The sequence below is a fragment of the Marinobacter lutaoensis genome (genome assembly GCF_001981305.1).
Classification (GTDB): Bacteria; Pseudomonadota; Gammaproteobacteria; order Pseudomonadales; family Oleiphilaceae; genus Marinobacter; species Marinobacter lutaoensis.
The window spans coordinates 529,982-545,814 of the sequence record NZ_MSCW01000007.1 but is presented as its reverse complement, the minus strand read 5'-3'; the positions used below and the strand labels follow the sequence as shown (position 1 = coordinate 545,814).

Below are 15,833 nucleotides of genomic sequence, written 5' to 3'. Positions count from 1 at the left end.
CGTTAAGAGTTCAGATTATGGAAATAATACTGCTGGGGATCTTTCTCCACTTTGTAGGCGGCTTTGCTTCCGGCAGCTTCTATATCCCTTACAAAGGCGTTAAACAGTGGTCTTGGGAGAGTTACTGGATTACTGGTGGTCTCTTCTCATGGCTGATTGTGCCGCTGATTGCGGCCTACTTTACCGTCCCGCATTTCATCGAAATTTTGCAGAACGCCGACAGTTCTGTGCTGATGTGGACCTACACCTTTGGTGTGCTCTGGGGGATTGGTGGTCTGACGTTTGGTTTGACCATGCGCTACCTCGGCCTGTCGCTGGGTATGTCCGTCATTATGGGCCTCACCTCGGCGTTTGGGGCCCTGGCTCCGCCTATCTATCGTGATCTGTTTACGGATTCTACCGAGCAAACCTTCACCTCCATGCTGCAATCGACCGGTGGATTATGGGTGTTAGCAGGTGTGGCCGTCTCGCTGGTTGGTATCGCATTTTGTGGACGCGCAGGCATCATCAAAGAGCAGGAGATGGCCGACCATCATAAAAAAGCCGGTGTTGCAGAATTTTCGCTTACGAAGGGAATCACGGTCGCGCTGATTTCAGGCATGTTAAGTGCCTGCTTTAGTTACGGCATCTCTGCGGGTCGCCCCTTGGCAGAAGCGGCGGTGGCGATGGGGTCGAACTCACTGTTTCAGAACAATGTGACCTTTATGGTGATCATGTGGGGAGGGCTGACCACGAATTTGATCTGGTGTGCGGCGATGGCGATTCGTAATCGTAGCTATACCGATTTTGTGAATCCTGAGACACCACGTCTGCGCAATTGGCTGCTCAGTGCAGCGGCAGGCACGACTTGGTTCTTGCAGTTCTTTTTTTACGGCATGGGAGAGAGCCGTCTTAACAATGATGCCAGTTCATGGGTGTTGCACATGTCATTCATCATCATTGTTTCCAATTTCTGGGGAATGTTTTTCCGTGAATGGCGTGGGGCCAGTCGCCGCAATATGCGGGTTCTCTACATAGGGATCGCCATCATCCTATTTTCAATTTGCATGGTTGGTTGGGGTAACTACCTCCGCTAAGCCACAACAACAGAAGGATGGTTATTATGTTGCTTAAAGACAAAAGTGTGATTATCACCGGTGCTTCACGTGGTATCGGTAAGGCTGCAGCACTGGAGTGTGCACGTCACGGAGCAAACGTTGTGATTGGCTACAGCGGCCGTGAAAGCAGCAAACCTAAGGCAGAGAAGTTGATCGCTGAGATTAACGAACTGGGTCGGCGGGCGGTTGCTGTCGGTGCACCGGCGGGTGATCCTGAAACCGGCGAGCTGTTGGTTAAAGCGGCAGTCGATAACTTTGGTGGTGTCGACGTGTTCGTCAATAACGCCGGTATCTGCCCATTCCATAGCTTCTTAGACATGCCAAAAGAGATCTACCTGGAAACGGTCAACACCAACCTGAATGGTGCTTTCTTTGCGGTGCAAGCGGCGGCTAATCAGATGAAAAAGCAGGGCCGTGGTGGTGCGATTATCGCGGTTAGCTCAATTAGTGCGCTGGTGGGCGGTGCCATGCAGACTCACTACACACCAACCAAAGCGGGCGTACTTTCCCTGATGCAGTCCTGCGCAGTGGCACTGGGCCAATATGGTATCCGTTGTAATGCGGTGCTGCCGGGCACAATCGAAACCGATATCAATGCCGATGACCTCTCCGATAAAGAGAAACACGATTACATGGTGAGCCGTACGCCGCTGGGCCGTTTGGGTAAACCCGAAGATATCGGTGGCCCAATCGTATTCTTGGCGTCGGATATGGCCAGCTACGTGACCGGCGCATCGCTGCTGGTTGATGGCGGCATGTTTGTGAATCTGCAGTAAGGAGTCGGTCGATGGAATTGCCAAAAAACCGTTTTAAAGAGGCGCTGCAAAAGAGCGACGCGCTGCAATTGGGCTGCTGGGCGGGGTTTGCTCACAGCTATGCCGCTGAGATTCTGGCCACAGTCGGCTACGACTGGTTGCTGGTCGATGGTGAACATGCCCCGAATACCGTTCAGACATTGTTGACCCAGCTACAAGCGCTGGCGCCATACAGATCCGCACCGGTGGTTCGGATTCCAAACCATGATCCCTCGCTGATTAAACAGGTACTCGATATTGGTACGTTGAGCCTGATGGTGCCAATGGTCGAATCAGAGGAGCAGGCTAAAGCGCTGGTACGCGCGATGCGTTATCCGCCGTATGGCATTCGCGGTGTCGGTGGTGGATTGGCACGTGCCACCGTTTGGGATGGTGTTGAGAACTACCTTGAAACTGCGCATCAGGAGCAGTGTTTGGTTGTTCAGATTGAATCGCCAACCGGTGTTGAACATGTTGAAACGATTGCAGCGACAGAGGGGGTCGATGCACTGTTTGTTGGTCCTGCTGATCTTTCACTGGGTATGGGACACCCTAACAACCCCAACCATCCTGAGGTGCAAGCGGCTATCGCAAGGGTGCTGAAAGCAGCGCAAGCCAACGGCAAAGCCTGCGGCATTTTGGCACCGCGTCTAGAAGATGCCCGCCGTTACGAAGCACAGGGTTTTCGGTTTATTGCCATCGGTATCGATATCTCGTTCCTGAAACAGGCGGCTCAGCAGAAGTTGCAGGCTTATCGGGATGAAACCGGTGTAACGACAGGCGAGCGCGCGACCTATTAAACCGTGCTTTGCCGATTTAACGCGGTGTTCAATGAACAGAACTGACAAATCACAAAAATAAAGGAATGTGGCCATGACTCAAGAGATGACGCACTACCGCAACTTTATCAACGGTGACTTCAGCAATACGGCTGACAAGATTGAGGTGTTTAACCCCTCAACGCAGGAGCTGCTGGCAACCGTTCCGGCATCAACTGAACAAGATGTGGACCGTGCACTGGCTGCAGCGCGTAATGCTCAAAAAGCGTGGGCCGAGCGTCCAGCAATTGAGCGCGCGAACTACCTCACCACCCTTGCCAACAAGATTCGCGAAAACGCACCGCGTTTGGCCCGAGTTATCACTGCTGAGCAAGGCAAAATTCTACCGCTGGCCGAGGTTGAGGTTAACTTTACCGCGGATTATATGGATTACATGGCGGGTTGGGCGCGCCGTATCGAAGGCGAGATCATCAACAGCGATCGCCCGGGTGAACAGATGTTCCTATTCCGTAAACCTCTGGGTGTTGTAGCGGGTATTCTGCCGTGGAACTTTCCGTTCTTCCTGATCGCTCGCAAAATGGCTCCCGCTTTGGTGACAGGCAATACCATTGTCATAAAGCCAAGTGAAGAGACGCCCATTAACTGTTTCGAGTTTGCCAAACTGGTAGCAGAAACCGGTCTGCCAGCGGGTGTGTTCAACGTCGTTGGCGGCGCGGGATCTGTTGGTGGTGCGTTGAGCGCGCACTCCAACGTTGACATGATCAGCTTCACCGGCAGCGTGGTGACGGGGCAACGTATCATGGCTGCGGCGTCTGAAAACATCACCAAGCTGAACTTGGAGTTGGGGGGTAAAGCGCCAGCCATCGTGTTAGCCGATGCTGATGTTGATTTGGCTGTGAAGGCGATTCGTGACTCGCGCATCATCAACACCGGACAGGTTTGTAACTGTGCAGAGCGTGTCTACGTTGAGCGCAGTGTGGCGAAAGAGTTTACCGAGAAGATGGTTGCCGCCATGCAGGCCACCAAATTTGGTGACCCACTTGCAGATGAGAGCGTTGAGATGGGGCCGCTCATCAACCAGCAGGCGCTCGAAAAAGTGGCTGCAAGCGTAGAAAAAGCCCAAGCGCAGGGTGCGACGCTGCTGTGTGGTGGTCAGGTGGCCGATTTGGGGCAGGGCTATCACTATCAGCCAACCGTGCTGTCAGATTGTGATCACTCGATGGCGATTATGCGTGAAGAGATCTTTGGGCCGGTGCTACCGATTCAGATTGTGGATGACCTGGATGAAGCGATCGCGTTGGCGAATGACTGCGAGTATGGCCTGACCTCATCGGTTTATACGCGTGACCTTAACAAAGCGATGAAAACCATCAACGCACTCGATTTTGGTGAGACTTACGTTAACCGCGAAAACTTTGAAGCGATGCAGGGTTATCACGCGGGTGTGCGTAAGTCAGGTGTGGGCGGTGCAGATGGTAAGCACGGTCTGTACGAGTTCATGCATACCCATGTGGTCTACATGCAACTGTAAAGCGGATGTGGATTTCAGCGTCAAAGAGGGGCTTTTTTGCCCCTCTCGGACTGCGGAGATAGCTGCTGGTCTCGGGATCATAAGTGGAGGGCCCGCGTTGAGAGGTAACCCTTGGGTTTGTTCGGTCGCCGGTAACCTGGAACCGCCGCTGGCGGTTCTGCCTCAGGGTGGACGTGTCCGAAATCTTGTCGGTCCGGTTGAAGCACAGGAACCCGCGATTCGAGACTGACCATCTCGAGTTCGTGTTGTTGGGGGGGATGGCTCATTGAGCATAGGGCAGCCTCTGAAAAGTCGGTGCCCCCATTACAACACCCCCACCATAATGGCGGGGGCTTGTCAGCAGTCTGAGGCAGTCCCCGTGGCCGCCTTTTTTGTATTTGGAGTCCGCCAAGCGGTGTTCACACCGCCCGGGCCAGCGGCGGTACGTCCCGGTGCAGGAACCACTTTTCCGTCACTACCTTGCGGGTGAACCAGTGCGAGCGCATCAGGGCGCTGGCCAGACCGTTCCGGACCCAGACGGGCAGCTGCCAGCCGGGTTCGGACTCGCCGGCCCGGTTGCCGAAGCGCCGGGCGATGGCCTCGCCGTATGCCTGCAGTGAGGACGCTGAGTAGTCACCGGCCGAACGAATGACCTCCGCCGCCAGCAGGGCCGATTCCACCGCCGGGCGGATGCCCTCGCCACTTTGGGTGTAGGCGAGGCCGGCGGAGTCACCGATCAGCATGACGCCATCATCCACCAGCGGTCGCTCGGCATGGGCATAGAGCAGGTAGGCATGCCCCTTGAACCGGCCGGGCAGGTCCGGGGGGATGCGGCCGCCCTGTTTCATGGCCTCGACGAAGGCTTCCAAGTGGTCGCCCAGCTTGCGATTGTCCTCCCGGCCCAGGCCAATGTTCAGGTAGTTGCCTTTTCGGAAGATCCAGGCATAGCCCTTGAGGTCCCGGCAGAACCAGAGCTCGGGCGTGTCGCCGCGGGCTTGGCAGGCGCGGGCCTGGGCCGGGCTCATTTCAAACTCCACTTCCTTGGCGGCGACCACCGTTTCATGGCGACCGGGGCCGTCCCCCAGCAGGCGGGCGACCGGGCAGAAGTGGCCACCGGCGCCGACCAGCAGCGGGGCCGCCCACTGGCCGTTGACGACCCAGTTGCCGCCTTGGCGTTGGAGGCTTTTGACCGCCGTGCCCAGCTGGGTCGGGCCCCGCACCCGGCTGAGCAGGAAGTGGTCGAACTCACAGCGGCGGATGCCGTAACTGACAATGTCCCGGTGGTCGTTCTCCACTGCCGGCTGCCCCATCATGCCAATCCGGAAGCGGCGAATCGGTTGCAGGGTACGGCCACGGGCGTAGTCGTCCAGGTCGATGTCCAGGCTGGCCATCACCGCCGGCGTGACCCAGCCGGCGCAGGTTTTGTCCCGGGGGAATGACTGTTTGTCGATGAGCAGGGCGCGCCGGCCACTGTCCTCCAGCGCGTGGGCCAGGGTGGAGCCGGCCGGGCCGGCCCCGACGATGATCAGGTCGTAGTACTCCATCACACATCCTCCGGCGCGGCCGGGCTGGCGTACAGGTCCCGCCGGCTCCGGGGCAGTTGATTGTTGCTGCCGTGGCTGAATACCACTTGGAACAACTGCAGCGAACCGGCCCGGAAGGCGGCGATCGAACCGGCCAGGTACAGCCGCCAAGCCCGTGTGAAATGTTCATCGTACATGGCGGTCACGGCCTCTTGGTGCGCGTCAAACCGCTGCAGCCAGTGGCTCAGGGTTTGGGCGTAGTGCAGGCGCAGGTTTTCCACGTCCAGCACCGAGAAGCCGCCGTGTTCGCAGATTTCCATAAACTCGGCGATGCTGGGGGGGTAGGCGCCGGGGAAAATGCGTTTTTCGATCCAGGCGTTCATCAGCATGGGCCGGTTGCGGCCGATGCTGTGCAGAAGCGCCAAGCCATCGGGCCGGAGGGTGCGCTGGATCAGCTCCGCCAGGGCCGGATAGTTGTCCTTGCCGACGTGTTCCAGCATGCCGACGGAAACAAAGGCGTCGTACTGGCCGGAGATGTTGCGGTAGTCGTCTTCGATGTACTCGACCCGGTCGGACAGGCCCTGCCGCCGGGCTTCTTCCCGGGCATAGCGGACCTGCTCGCGGGAAATGTTGTAGGCGTGCACCGTGACGCCGTGGTGACGGGCCATGTAGCGGGCCAGGCCACCCCAGCCGCAGCCGGCTTCCACCACGGCCATGCCCGGCCGCAGCCGCAACTTGCGACACACGTGTTCCAATTTGGCCAGCTGGGCCTGCTCCAGGGTCAGGTCGGGCTGCTCGTAGTAGGCGCAGGTGTACTGCATGGCGGCTTGGTCCAACCACAGGCGGTAGAAGTCGTTACCCAGGTCGTAGTGGTGATGGATGTTTTCCTTGGCTTCGTCGATGCCGGTGGCGCGGGGGTTGTGGTTTTTCCACAGGGCATCCAGCCAGCGGGGCCAGCGCTGCCTGGCCTCGTGGATGGCCCGGTACAGGGTTTCCATGAGGTCGGGCAGGTCGCCCTCCACCGCCAGTCGCCCGGCGCTGTACAGGTCGCCGAAGGCCAGGTTGGGGTTGGCGACCAGAGCGTAGAGCGCCTTGGGGTCCTTCAAGTGCAGGGTAAACCGGGCTTCCTGGCCCTCGGGGGTGACCTCTGCCCCGTTCCACAGCCGGAACCGGACCGGCGGCGACCCGGCCATTCGCATCAGCTTGCCGACCATCCAGCGCTCGTAACTGTGCGGGTCCCGGTCCACGTGACTGTCGGTCATGGGCAGGGACAGCACGTGCCCCTTGCGGCTGTCGTGGGGCGTTCTGGACTTGCGGGCGGTACTTTCGGTCATGGCGGCCACTCTCCCTTGCGCGGGTTCCCGGTCATCGTCCATTCAGTATAGAAAATGATCGGGGAATGTCAGGGCACGGGTGTGGTTCCGGCTGGACATGAAAAAACCGGGCCAGAGCCCGGTTTTTTTGGTGACGACGTGTGGGATCAGTAGGTGGCACTCATACCGAACCACTCCGGGAATACCACGATCAGCGCCAGGACCAGGATCTGGATGGCGATGAAGGGGATGATGCCCCGGTAGATGTCCACGGTGCGCACCTCCGGGGGCGCCACGCCCTTGAGGTAGAACAGCGAGAACCCGAAGGGAGGGGTCAGGAAGCTGGTCTGCAGGTTCATGGCGACCAGAATCGCGAACCAGAGCATGTTGATGCCCAGGGACTCCGCCACCGGTGCCAGGATCGGCACGATGATGAAGGAAATCTCCACGAAGTCGATGAAGAAGCCCAGGATCAGGATCACCAGCATGGCCAGGATGATGAAGCCCCAGTGCTCGCCCGGCAGCATCGTCAGCCACTCTTCCAGGAGGTAGTCGCCCCCGGTGTAGCTGAACACCATGGAGAAGGCGGTGGCGCCGATCAGGATCGCGAATACCATGGCAGTCACGCTGACGGTGTCCTTGGCCGCTTCCCAGACCATCTTGAAGGAAAACTGACGATAGATGATGGCCAGTACCACGGCCCCGACACCGCCCAGGGCGGAGGACTCGGTGGGCGTGGCAATGCCGGTGAAGATGGAGCCCAGCACCACCACGATCAGCGCCAGCGGCGGGATGATCGCGATCAGGGCGGCGACAATTTCCTGTTTGCGGGAGCGGGTCGGGTCCTCCGGCATGGGGGGTGCGGTCTCCGGTTTCAGACGGGTCAGCACCAGGATGTAGACGATGTACAGGCCGATCAGCACCACGCCCGGCCATACCGCCGCCTTGAACAGGTCACCCACCGGCAGCCCGAGCACGTCGCCCAGGATGATCAGGATGATCGACGGCGGCACGATCTGGCCCAAAGTCCCGGACGCGCAGATGGTGCCGGTGCTCAGGCGCTTGTCGTACTTGTGGGCCAGCATGACCGGCAGCGAGATCAGACCCATGGCGACGACGGAGGCACCCACCACGCCGGTGGAAGCCGCCAGCAGCGCACCCACCAGGATGGTGGAAATGGCCAGGCCGCCGGGCAGGCCGCCAAACAGCCGCCCCATGGAGGTCAGCAGCTGCTCGGCCAGTTTCGTGCGCTGCAGCACCACGCCCATGAAGATGAACAGGGGCACCGCCATCAGCACGGTGTTCTGCATCACGCTCATGATGCGGTAGGGCATGAACGCGAACAGGTCCATGCCCTGGGCGAAGACGCCGAAGAACAGGGCGACACCGCCAAAGGTGAACGCGACCGGGAAGCCCAGCATCAGCATGACCAGGGCCGCGGCGAACATAATCATGCCAATCATGCCAGGCCACCTCCGCTGTGTTCGGTTTCGTAACTCCGATCACCGGCCAAGACGCGAATGGCGTAGGTCGCCATGTTCAGTCCGGCAGTGGCGATGAACACAGCGGTGAACGGGATGACCGCCTTGATGATCCACCGGTTCGGCAGGCCGCCCGGGTCGCCGCTGCTTTCCCCCATGTGGTAGGAGTCCAGGGCGAACTCGTAGCCGTAGAAGCCGATCAGAAAGGCAAACGGAATCACAAAGATCAGCGCACCCACCAGGTTGACCCAGGCTTTTCGGGTGTTGCTCCAGTTGGTATAGAACACGTCCACCCGGACGTGTCCGTCGGTCCTGAGGGCGTAGGGAATGCCCAGCAGAAACACCACCGAGTACAGGTGCCACTCCATCTCCTGCATGGCGATGGAGACGTCGTTGAATGCGTAGCGCGCCACGACGTCATAAAACACATTGGCCGCCATCAGGATCATGGCGACACAGGCTATCCAGCCACAGACCTTGGAGAGCCACCCCAGGCCCTCATCGAGCTTGATAATCCACCCCATTGAACATCTCCCGCGAAGCGGTTTTGGATTTTCGTCGGTTACCAGAAACGACAAAACCGGGATTGCTGATCAGAGCAATCCCGGCTCCGTTGACTCACGCCGGCCCAAGTTTACTCGACTTCGGCCATGGTGTTGAGGTATGCCCGTTCGGAGATGTCGGTGTAGGCGCGGCTCTTCTGCAGGTAGTTGCGCTGCGACTCGATGATCTTCGCCGCCATCTCGCTGTTCTCGGCGGCCTCCTTCAGGAGCTTCTTATTGGCCTCATACATGGCCTGGAAGATCTCCTTGGGGAACTTCTTGATCTTGACGTTCGGGTAGTCCTTCTTGATGTTGGCCCAGGCCTCGGCGTTGGCGTGCTGGGACTGGATCAGCATGTCGTAGGCGGAGGAACGCATGGCCACGCGCATGATTTCCTGCAGGTCGGCCGGCAGTTTCTCCCAGACCTTTTTGTTGACCAGGAACTGCAGCTCGGTGGCCGGTTCATGCCAGCCGGTGTAGTAGTAGTCGGCAATCTGCTGGAAGCCCAGGCGCAGGTCCAGGGCCGGGCCGACCCACTCGACGGCGTCGATGGTGTTGCGTTCCAGCGCGGTGTAGAGCTCGCCCGGTGCGATGTTGGTCGGGTTGACGCCCACCTCGGCGAACACTTCCCCGGCGAAGCCCGGGATCCGCATCTTCAGCCCCTTGAGGTCATCCAGGGACTTGATTTCCTTGCGGAACCAGCCGCCCATCTGGACGCCGGTGTTGCCCCCCGGGAACGACAGCAGGTTGTGCGGCTCGTACACTTCCTCCATCAGCTCCATGCCGCCACCGTAGTAGAACCAGGCGTACTGTTCGATGGCGTTCATGCCGAACGGCATGCTGGTGAAGAACAGGGTCTCGGGGACCTTGCCTTTCCAGTAATAGGACGCGGAGTGGCCCATGTCGTACTGACCGGCCTTGACCATATCGAATACGCCGAGCGGAGCCTTGTGCTTGTTGGCGGAGTCGATGCGGATACGGATGCGGCCATCCGACATCTTCTCGACGGTTTCCTTGAAGCGCTTGGTGGTATCGCCAAAGATCGGGAAGTTCGGGCCCCAGGTTTCTGCCAGTCGAAGGGTGAACGTCTCCTGGGCGAGGGCCTGTGCGGAGCCTACAGCGGTAGCCACGGCCAGCACGGCTGCGGAAAGAACAGAACGGATCTTCATTACTCTTCCATCCTCAATTGTCGTTTTTATGATGAGTGTTTTGCTTCCCTGTAGGGAACAACAACTCCTTAAGAGGAATTAAGTTAGCAAGTATCGGTGTGGAGTGAAACGGATAACCGTTTGTTCTACGACTTAGGTCGTAATCGTGGCTAGAGGTCCTCCATACGCCCGACCTGACGGGCCAGGCGCATGGCCTCGTGCTCTTCCAGAGCCTTGAGCTCCTCCAGCAGGGACTTGGCTTCCGGGATTTCCGCCTTGCCGATGAGGCTGTCGTAGAGGTCCATGACCTGCCGGTGGAAATCGAACACCTCCCGCTCGATGCCCTCGAAGTCCAGCGCCTCGTAGTGGGTCTCGCAGGTGCGGTGACTTTCGATCGGCGGATGACTGCCGTAGTCGTAGAGCCGGGTGGTCAGGGCCTTGGGGTCGGCCTGGCGCTCGAACTCGGCGACAGCCTTCTCCAGCAATGTTTCGTGCTTGCTGAGGTAGTCAAGCAGGGCCCCGGCCCGTTCGTCCCGGGTCCGGGTGGCCGATTCGTGCAGACATCTGGCCAGGTGCGCGTGCAGCTGGCGGGTCCAGTCGATCAGGTCTCCGAAGGTCTTGATGTCCATGACGGGCTCCTGTTTCCGTGTGCCGTGGCGAACGCATGGGGTTGCGACGAGTCTAGACGATATTGTCACCCTTCGCCTGGGCAGGCGGCTTGACCCAGGTCAGGGCCGGGCCGTTGGTCCTGTCGTTCCCGATAGCGTCGGAAGCGCTCCAGGCAGGGGCGTTCGATACCGTAGTGCAGCAGGCAAGCCAGTGCCAGGGCCGTGGTCACCGCCAGCGGCACCGCCGCCTCCGGGGGCAGTCCCTGGCGGTAGGCCAGCCCCAGCACGCCGTAGCCGATGTTCTGGTGGATCAGGTAGAGCGAATAGGACAGCCGCCCCAGCCACAGCAGCGGACGGTTGGCCAGGAATCCCAGATACCCGAACACCGCCAGCAGGAACAGGCCATGGCAGGCCAGCACGAACAGATTGAAGGGGGCCTTGTAGGCCAGCAGCGCGTGGCCCATGGCAAAGGCCAGCAGGATCCGTTCGGCGGGCGGCAAGGTGCCTCCGCGGTACCAGCGATACACCAGGATGCCGGCGATGAACAGGGGCGCGTACTTCACGAACAGCAGATCCTTGACCAGGAACTCGAGCGGCCCCGGGAGGTGTTTCCAGAAGATCACGCCCGTGTAGCTGACCGCCAGCCAGACCGCCAGGGCGAGTCGGATTCGGGACCACTGCCGCATGCCAAAGAACAGCGCCGCGATCCAGACGTAGAAGGTCACCTCCACCACCAGACTCCAGTAAGCGCCGTCCACGTGGGGTTGCCCCAGGTACTCGTGCAGCAGGGTCAGGTTCAGCAGGGCCTGGGGCAGGGTGACGGCCCGGTTTTCCGGGCCCAGTGCCTGGACGCAGAGGTAGGTCATGAAAATGCCGGCCCAGAGCGCGGGCAGCAGCCGGCTGGCCCGGGCCATGGCGAACCAGCCGGCGGTCCGGGTTCGCTCCAGGGTCATAAAAATCACGAAGCCGCTCAGGATGAAAAACAGGTGTACGCCGTAGCGGCCGAACTCCAGCGGCCCGGTCAGTGGTTCCGGCAAGGGGGCGCCATGGCCGTACAGGTGGCCGTAGTAGGGCAGGTAGTGGAACAGCACCACACCCAACGCGGCCACGCCGCGCAGGGCGTCCAAGGTTTGCAGGCGGGGTTGGTGGTCCGTGGTCATCGGCGTTCGGGGCTCGTGGTGGCGGACAATGGAACTATGGTAAACCGCCGGCGCCGTGACGCCTACGGCGCTTCTACACCGTCTGCTTGCGGTGGGTATACCATGTGGTAATCCTGGCCGGGTCGATTCCGGCATCACCAAGCGTCGGGAGCGGGATACCATGACACTACCCCTGGGCATTATCGAAGGTTTCTACGGCCCCCTGTGGAGTTGGGACGAGCGGCGCAGCCTGGTGCGGCGGCTGTGCTCCCGGGGCTACGCCTTCTATCTGTACGCCCCCAAGGCGGACCCGTTTCTGCGGCGCCGCTGGCAGGAACCCCACCCGCCGGCGGAAGCGGCCGAGCTGGCGGCGTTTGGCCGGTTCTGCCGGAAGCACGGCGTGCGCTTCGGCGTCGGTCTCAGTCCCTACGAAGCGTACCGCCGGTTCGACGACGACTGCCGCCGGGCGCTGCTGGCCAAGCTGCGTTGGCTGGAGCGCCTGGAGCTGGACGAACTGGCGATCCTGTTTGACGATATGCGCTCGGATGTGCCGGAACTGGCGCGGACCCAGGTGGACATGATGCACTGGGTGCGTGACCACACCCAGGTCGACACCCTACGGGTCTGTCCCAGCTACTATTCCGAGGATCCGGTGCTGGACCGGGTGTTCGGCGCGCGTCCGTCGGACTATCTCAGCACTCTGGGACGGAGCCTGGATCCGGCCATCGAGGTGTTCTGGACCGGCGAGGAAGTGTGCTCGCGGGAGGTGTCGCCCGGCCATCTGAAGCGCATCGGCGACCTGCTCCGGCGCAAGCCGGTATTGTGGGACAACTACCCGGTCAACGACGGCGACCGGATGTCCCGGCACCTGCACCTGCGGGCGTTCACCGGCCGGCCGGCGGCCAACGCCGCCCATCTGGCCGGGCACGGCATCAATCCGGCGCTGCAGCCCACGCTGACCGCCATTCCGGCACTGACCCTGGCCGAGTCCTACCGGCTGGGGCCGGACTACCAGTACGGCCGAGCCTTTCGCCAGGCGGCGCGCGAGGTGCTGGGGGCGGAGCTGGCCCAGCAGGTCCAGGCGGATCTGCTGGTACTGGAGGACGGCGGCTTGGCACGCATCGGCGAAGAGAAGCGCCAGGCTCTGCTGCGCACCTACGATGGCTTCGATCATCCCGGCGCGCAGGAGATCATGCGCTGGCTGATGGGCGAGTATCAGGTTACCGACGAGATGGTGGCGACCCAGTAGCCGGTCAGCGCAGGCGGTATTCGAAGGTGGATACCACCCGCACCTTCTTGACCGGTTGCTGCTGCTCCATGATTCCCGGTGCTGGGTCCCGGGGCAGGATCTGGAACACGCCCTGATTGGCCCGGCGCAGCGGCCCCAGCTCGGCGTCGGCATCCCGCGCGAACTGCAGGGCCGCGTCCCGGGCCGCCTCGGTGGCTTCGGCGATCATCGCCGGCTTGATGTCGTTCAGGCCGGTGAACAGGTAGGTCGGGCCCCCCGGACCGTAGTCGGAGGACAGCACCACCCCGGAGTCCACCAGGTCGCTCAGGTTCTGGGCCGCCTGACGTACCCGCTCGATCTCGGTGCTGCGCACCATCAGCGTCTGGTGGATGACGAACGGATGCTGGGCGCCGTTGCCGGAATAGGGGTTGGCCCGGGTGTCGGTGACGTCCAGCCGCAGCAGCTCCACGGCGCCCGGGTCGATGGCCTGGAGCTTCAGGAAGGCGAGGATGGCTTCGCGGCTGGACTGAGCCTTGCGCTGAGCTTCGTCCAACGTGTTGCCGGTGGCCACGAAGCGGATCGGCCACAGGGCCAGGTCGGCGTCGACGTAGCGCTCCGCGACGCCCTTGACGGTGACGAAACGGTCGCCGGTGCGCAGACCGGTGAGGCCGTTGCCCACCAGCGAGGCGGCAACGATGGCGCAGAGGCCGAGGATCAGGGCCGAGGTGGCTTTCATGGGGAACTCCTTGTGCTGGGCCGCCACGGTGGCGGAGCGGCTATCCCGGATCCGGACCAGACTAGCGGCAATGCCGGCGCGAGAAAAGAGGAAAGCCTATGGACCCGTGTCAGATCGAATGCGTGCGGGGCGACATCGCCCACCAGCCGGACATGGACGTGGTGGTTAACGCCGCCAACGCGCAGTTGCTGCCCGGCAGCGGCGTTGCCGGCGCCATTCATGGCGCGGCCGGGCCGGAGCTGGCCCGGGCCTGCCGGCCGCTGGCGCCGATCCGGCCTGGGCAGGCAGTGATGACCGAAGCCTTCGGGCTGCCCAACCGCTACGTGATCCACTGCCTGGGCCCGGTGTACGGGGTCGACCGCCCCGAGGACCGCCTGCTTGCCGAGTGCTACCGCAACGCCCTGCATCTGGCGGAGGCGGCCCGAGTGTCGTCCATTGCCTTTCCTGCCATCGCCACCGGCGTATTCGGATACCCGCTGGCGGACGCGGCGGCGGTGACCGCCGAGGCGCTCCGGACCGAGCGCCCGGCGCTGCGTCACCTGCGCCGGATTCGGCTGGTGCTGTTTTCCGACAGCGACCGGGCGGTGTTTCAGCAGGCCCTGGCGGCGGCCGGCCTGATCCAGGTCACGGACAGCGTCCGGTCCCGGCACCGCTGAATCGGGCTCGCATGGCCTCGCGGGCCCGTTCCGGGTCTTGATACTCCGGTGGCAGGGGCTGGATAAAGTACAGATAGTCCCCCTTGTCCCGGTTGCCCGGCAGGGGGGGATCGTCGACGTCGGTTGGCCAGAACACCGGGCTGATCACGGTCACGTCGAGGTCGGGAGCCCGCTGCAGCAGGACGGCGACGGTGCCCAGCCGCTGCTCGCTGTGAAACGTACCGGTGGTGTGCAGCACCTGATCGCCGGGGTGGCGCGCCAGTGCGTCCAGGATGGATTCGGCCATGGTGTTGTCTCGCAGCAGTTGCGCGAGGTAGGCGTTGCGCATGCGCTCGCTCATGGACGCATCGTCGGTGCCATGGCTGCCGCCGATGGCGTCGGCGAACTTGTCCTGATAGGCGTCGGAGTCCAGGAACGGCTGCCTGGCCAACCAGGCCCGCTCCGCCGCCGGCATCCGTGCCAAGGCCTCCCGGCCCTGGCGGCCGACACAGCGGACCAAGGCCCCGGGCGCGTTGGCCGCCACCACCGGCAGCCGGTGCTGGCGGGCGAACTCCACCAGGGCACGATAGGAGCCCCGGTAGTTGTCCCAGGCTCCGGTGTCCTCGATCATTTCCGCCTCGCCGAGCTCGCCGGCCAGGTAGCGGTCCAGGTCCGCCTGATGATCCCGCTCGAACTGCTCCATGCTCAGTATCTGGTGGGGCTGGCGCTGGTACAGGGCCAGTTGCAGGCGTGATTGCAGTAAATGCGAGGCGGGATGGCCGTGGTACTCGCCGACCACCACCACCCGGGAGCCGGCGAGCCGGTCGGCCAACTGTTCCGGACTCAGGCGAGCGCCATCGGCGGGATCGACGATCACTGCCTGGTACAGGGTTTGCGGCGCGGTGAGGGCGGACGTGTCCGATGTCATGGCGGCGCATCCGGTCAGGGTGAGAGTCAGGGCCGCTAGGACGGCCAGCAAGCGCGTGTTCATCACCTCAGTATAGTCACTCTGGGCTGCCGGGACGGGCCCGGGTTTCGCGCCAGTCCGGGCCCAGACGGGCCTCCACGTACTCGCGGATGAACTGCCGCACCTTCTGGGACGGGGTGACATCCTCCTCCCGGCATAGGGCTTCGAAGGCGGCCTTCTTTTCCGGATCGATCAGTAGGGTGAGTCGGGCGGTGCGGTTTTCCATGGGGACCTCGTGTGGTGATTCCTGAGTGTTTTCACGAATGTTAATTTGATTAACATTGAATGTACAACTCATGATCATATAATGAAGCATCCTGTCGACCGGCGAGT

General features: G+C 61.7%; 16 protein-coding genes. 6 read left to right on the top strand and 10 right to left on the bottom strand.

Translation table 11 applies throughout. The features are described 5' to 3' along the window. The first annotated feature begins 17 nt into the window (after positions 1-17). The 4 genes from rhaT to aldA all read left to right on the top strand — a co-directional run bounded on the left by rhaT (position 18) and on the right by aldA (position 4,201). The gene (gene rhaT, locus BTO32_RS12170) at positions 18-1,076 is read left to right on the top strand and encodes an L-rhamnose/proton symporter RhaT (RefSeq protein ID WP_076724889.1); all 1,059 of its coding nucleotides are present in this window, start codon (positions 18-20) and stop codon (positions 1,074-1,076) included. Between the two features lie 26 nt (positions 1,077-1,102). Next, positions 1,103-1,873, top strand: a complete 771-nt coding sequence (gene lra1, locus BTO32_RS12165; RefSeq protein ID WP_076724888.1) for an L-rhamnose 1-dehydrogenase Lra1 — start codon at positions 1,103-1,105, stop codon at positions 1,871-1,873. 11 nt (positions 1,874-1,884) lie between these two features. Continuing rightward, the gene (locus tag BTO32_RS12160) at positions 1,885-2,691 is read left to right on the top strand and encodes an HpcH/HpaI aldolase family protein (RefSeq protein ID WP_076724887.1); all 807 of its coding nucleotides are present in this window, start codon (positions 1,885-1,887) and stop codon (positions 2,689-2,691) included. A 73-nt stretch (positions 2,692-2,764) separates the two neighbouring features. After that, positions 2,765-4,201: an aldehyde dehydrogenase gene (gene aldA / locus BTO32_RS12155; RefSeq protein WP_076724886.1), complete on the top strand. Its 1,437-nt coding sequence runs from the start codon at positions 2,765-2,767 to the stop codon at positions 4,199-4,201. Between the two features lie 398 nt (positions 4,202-4,599). On the opposite strand, the gene BTO32_RS12150 is transcribed toward aldA, so the two are convergent. The 7 genes from BTO32_RS12150 to BTO32_RS12120 form a co-directional block, all read right to left on the bottom strand. Continuing rightward, complete coding sequence (locus BTO32_RS12150; protein WP_076724885.1) at positions 4,600-5,724, bottom strand: NAD(P)/FAD-dependent oxidoreductase; 1,125 nt, start codon at positions 5,722-5,724, stop codon at positions 4,600-4,602. Continuing rightward, positions 5,724-7,037, bottom strand: coding sequence for an SAM-dependent methyltransferase (locus BTO32_RS12145; RefSeq protein WP_076724884.1), 1,314 nt, complete (start codon positions 7,035-7,037; stop codon positions 5,724-5,726). The genes BTO32_RS12150 and BTO32_RS12145 overlap by 1 nt, the downstream gene beginning before the upstream one ends. Positions 7,038-7,183: 146 nt before the next feature. Further along, positions 7,184-8,479, bottom strand: coding sequence for a TRAP transporter large permease (locus BTO32_RS12140; RefSeq protein WP_076724883.1), 1,296 nt, complete (start codon positions 8,477-8,479; stop codon positions 7,184-7,186). Further along, complete coding sequence (locus tag BTO32_RS12135) at positions 8,476-9,021, bottom strand: TRAP transporter small permease subunit (protein WP_076724882.1); 546 nt, start codon at positions 9,019-9,021, stop codon at positions 8,476-8,478. The genes BTO32_RS12140 and BTO32_RS12135 overlap by 4 nt, the downstream gene beginning before the upstream one ends. Before the next feature lie 110 nt (positions 9,022-9,131). Beyond that, entirely contained in the window at positions 9,132-10,208 is a 1,077-nt protein-coding gene (locus tag BTO32_RS12130) for a TRAP transporter substrate-binding protein (RefSeq protein ID WP_076724881.1), read from the bottom strand. A 149-nt stretch (positions 10,209-10,357) separates the two neighbouring features. Continuing rightward, entirely contained in the window at positions 10,358-10,816 is a 459-nt protein-coding gene (locus tag BTO32_RS12125) for an ATPase (protein WP_076724880.1), read from the bottom strand. 65 nt (positions 10,817-10,881) lie between these two features. Beyond that, a complete protein-coding gene (locus tag BTO32_RS12120; protein WP_076724879.1) occupies positions 10,882-11,955 on the bottom strand; it encodes an acyltransferase family protein in 1,074 nt (357 codons plus the stop codon). Between the two features lie 160 nt (positions 11,956-12,115). Here BTO32_RS12120 and BTO32_RS12115 point away from each other — a divergent pair, with 160 nt between their 5' ends. Beyond that, entirely contained in the window at positions 12,116-13,183 is a 1,068-nt protein-coding gene (locus BTO32_RS12115; protein WP_076724878.1) for a beta-N-acetylglucosaminidase domain-containing protein, read from the top strand. Positions 13,184-13,187: 4 nt separating this feature from the next. Here BTO32_RS12115 and BTO32_RS12110 read toward each other — a convergent pair whose 3' ends face one another. Then, positions 13,188-13,898: an SIMPL domain-containing protein gene (locus BTO32_RS12110; protein ID WP_076724877.1), complete on the bottom strand. Its 711-nt coding sequence runs from the start codon at positions 13,896-13,898 to the stop codon at positions 13,188-13,190. A gap of 98 nt (positions 13,899-13,996) precedes the next feature. Here BTO32_RS12110 and BTO32_RS12105 point away from each other — a divergent pair, with 98 nt between their 5' ends. Further along, the gene (locus BTO32_RS12105; RefSeq protein ID WP_076724876.1) at positions 13,997-14,554 is read left to right on the top strand and encodes a macro domain-containing protein; all 558 of its coding nucleotides are present in this window, start codon (positions 13,997-13,999) and stop codon (positions 14,552-14,554) included. Here BTO32_RS12105 and BTO32_RS12100 read toward each other — a convergent pair. Together BTO32_RS12100 and BTO32_RS12095 are read right to left on the bottom strand one after the other, a co-directional pair. Further along, positions 14,523-15,461, bottom strand: coding sequence for a ChaN family lipoprotein (locus BTO32_RS12100; protein WP_076724875.1), 939 nt, complete (start codon positions 15,459-15,461; stop codon positions 14,523-14,525). The genes BTO32_RS12105 and BTO32_RS12100 overlap by 32 nt on opposite strands. 76 nt (positions 15,462-15,537) lie before the next feature. Then, a complete protein-coding gene (locus BTO32_RS12095; protein WP_076724874.1) occupies positions 15,538-15,726 on the bottom strand; it encodes a CopG family transcriptional regulator in 189 nt (62 codons plus the stop codon). Positions 15,727-15,833: the final 107 nt, after the last annotated feature.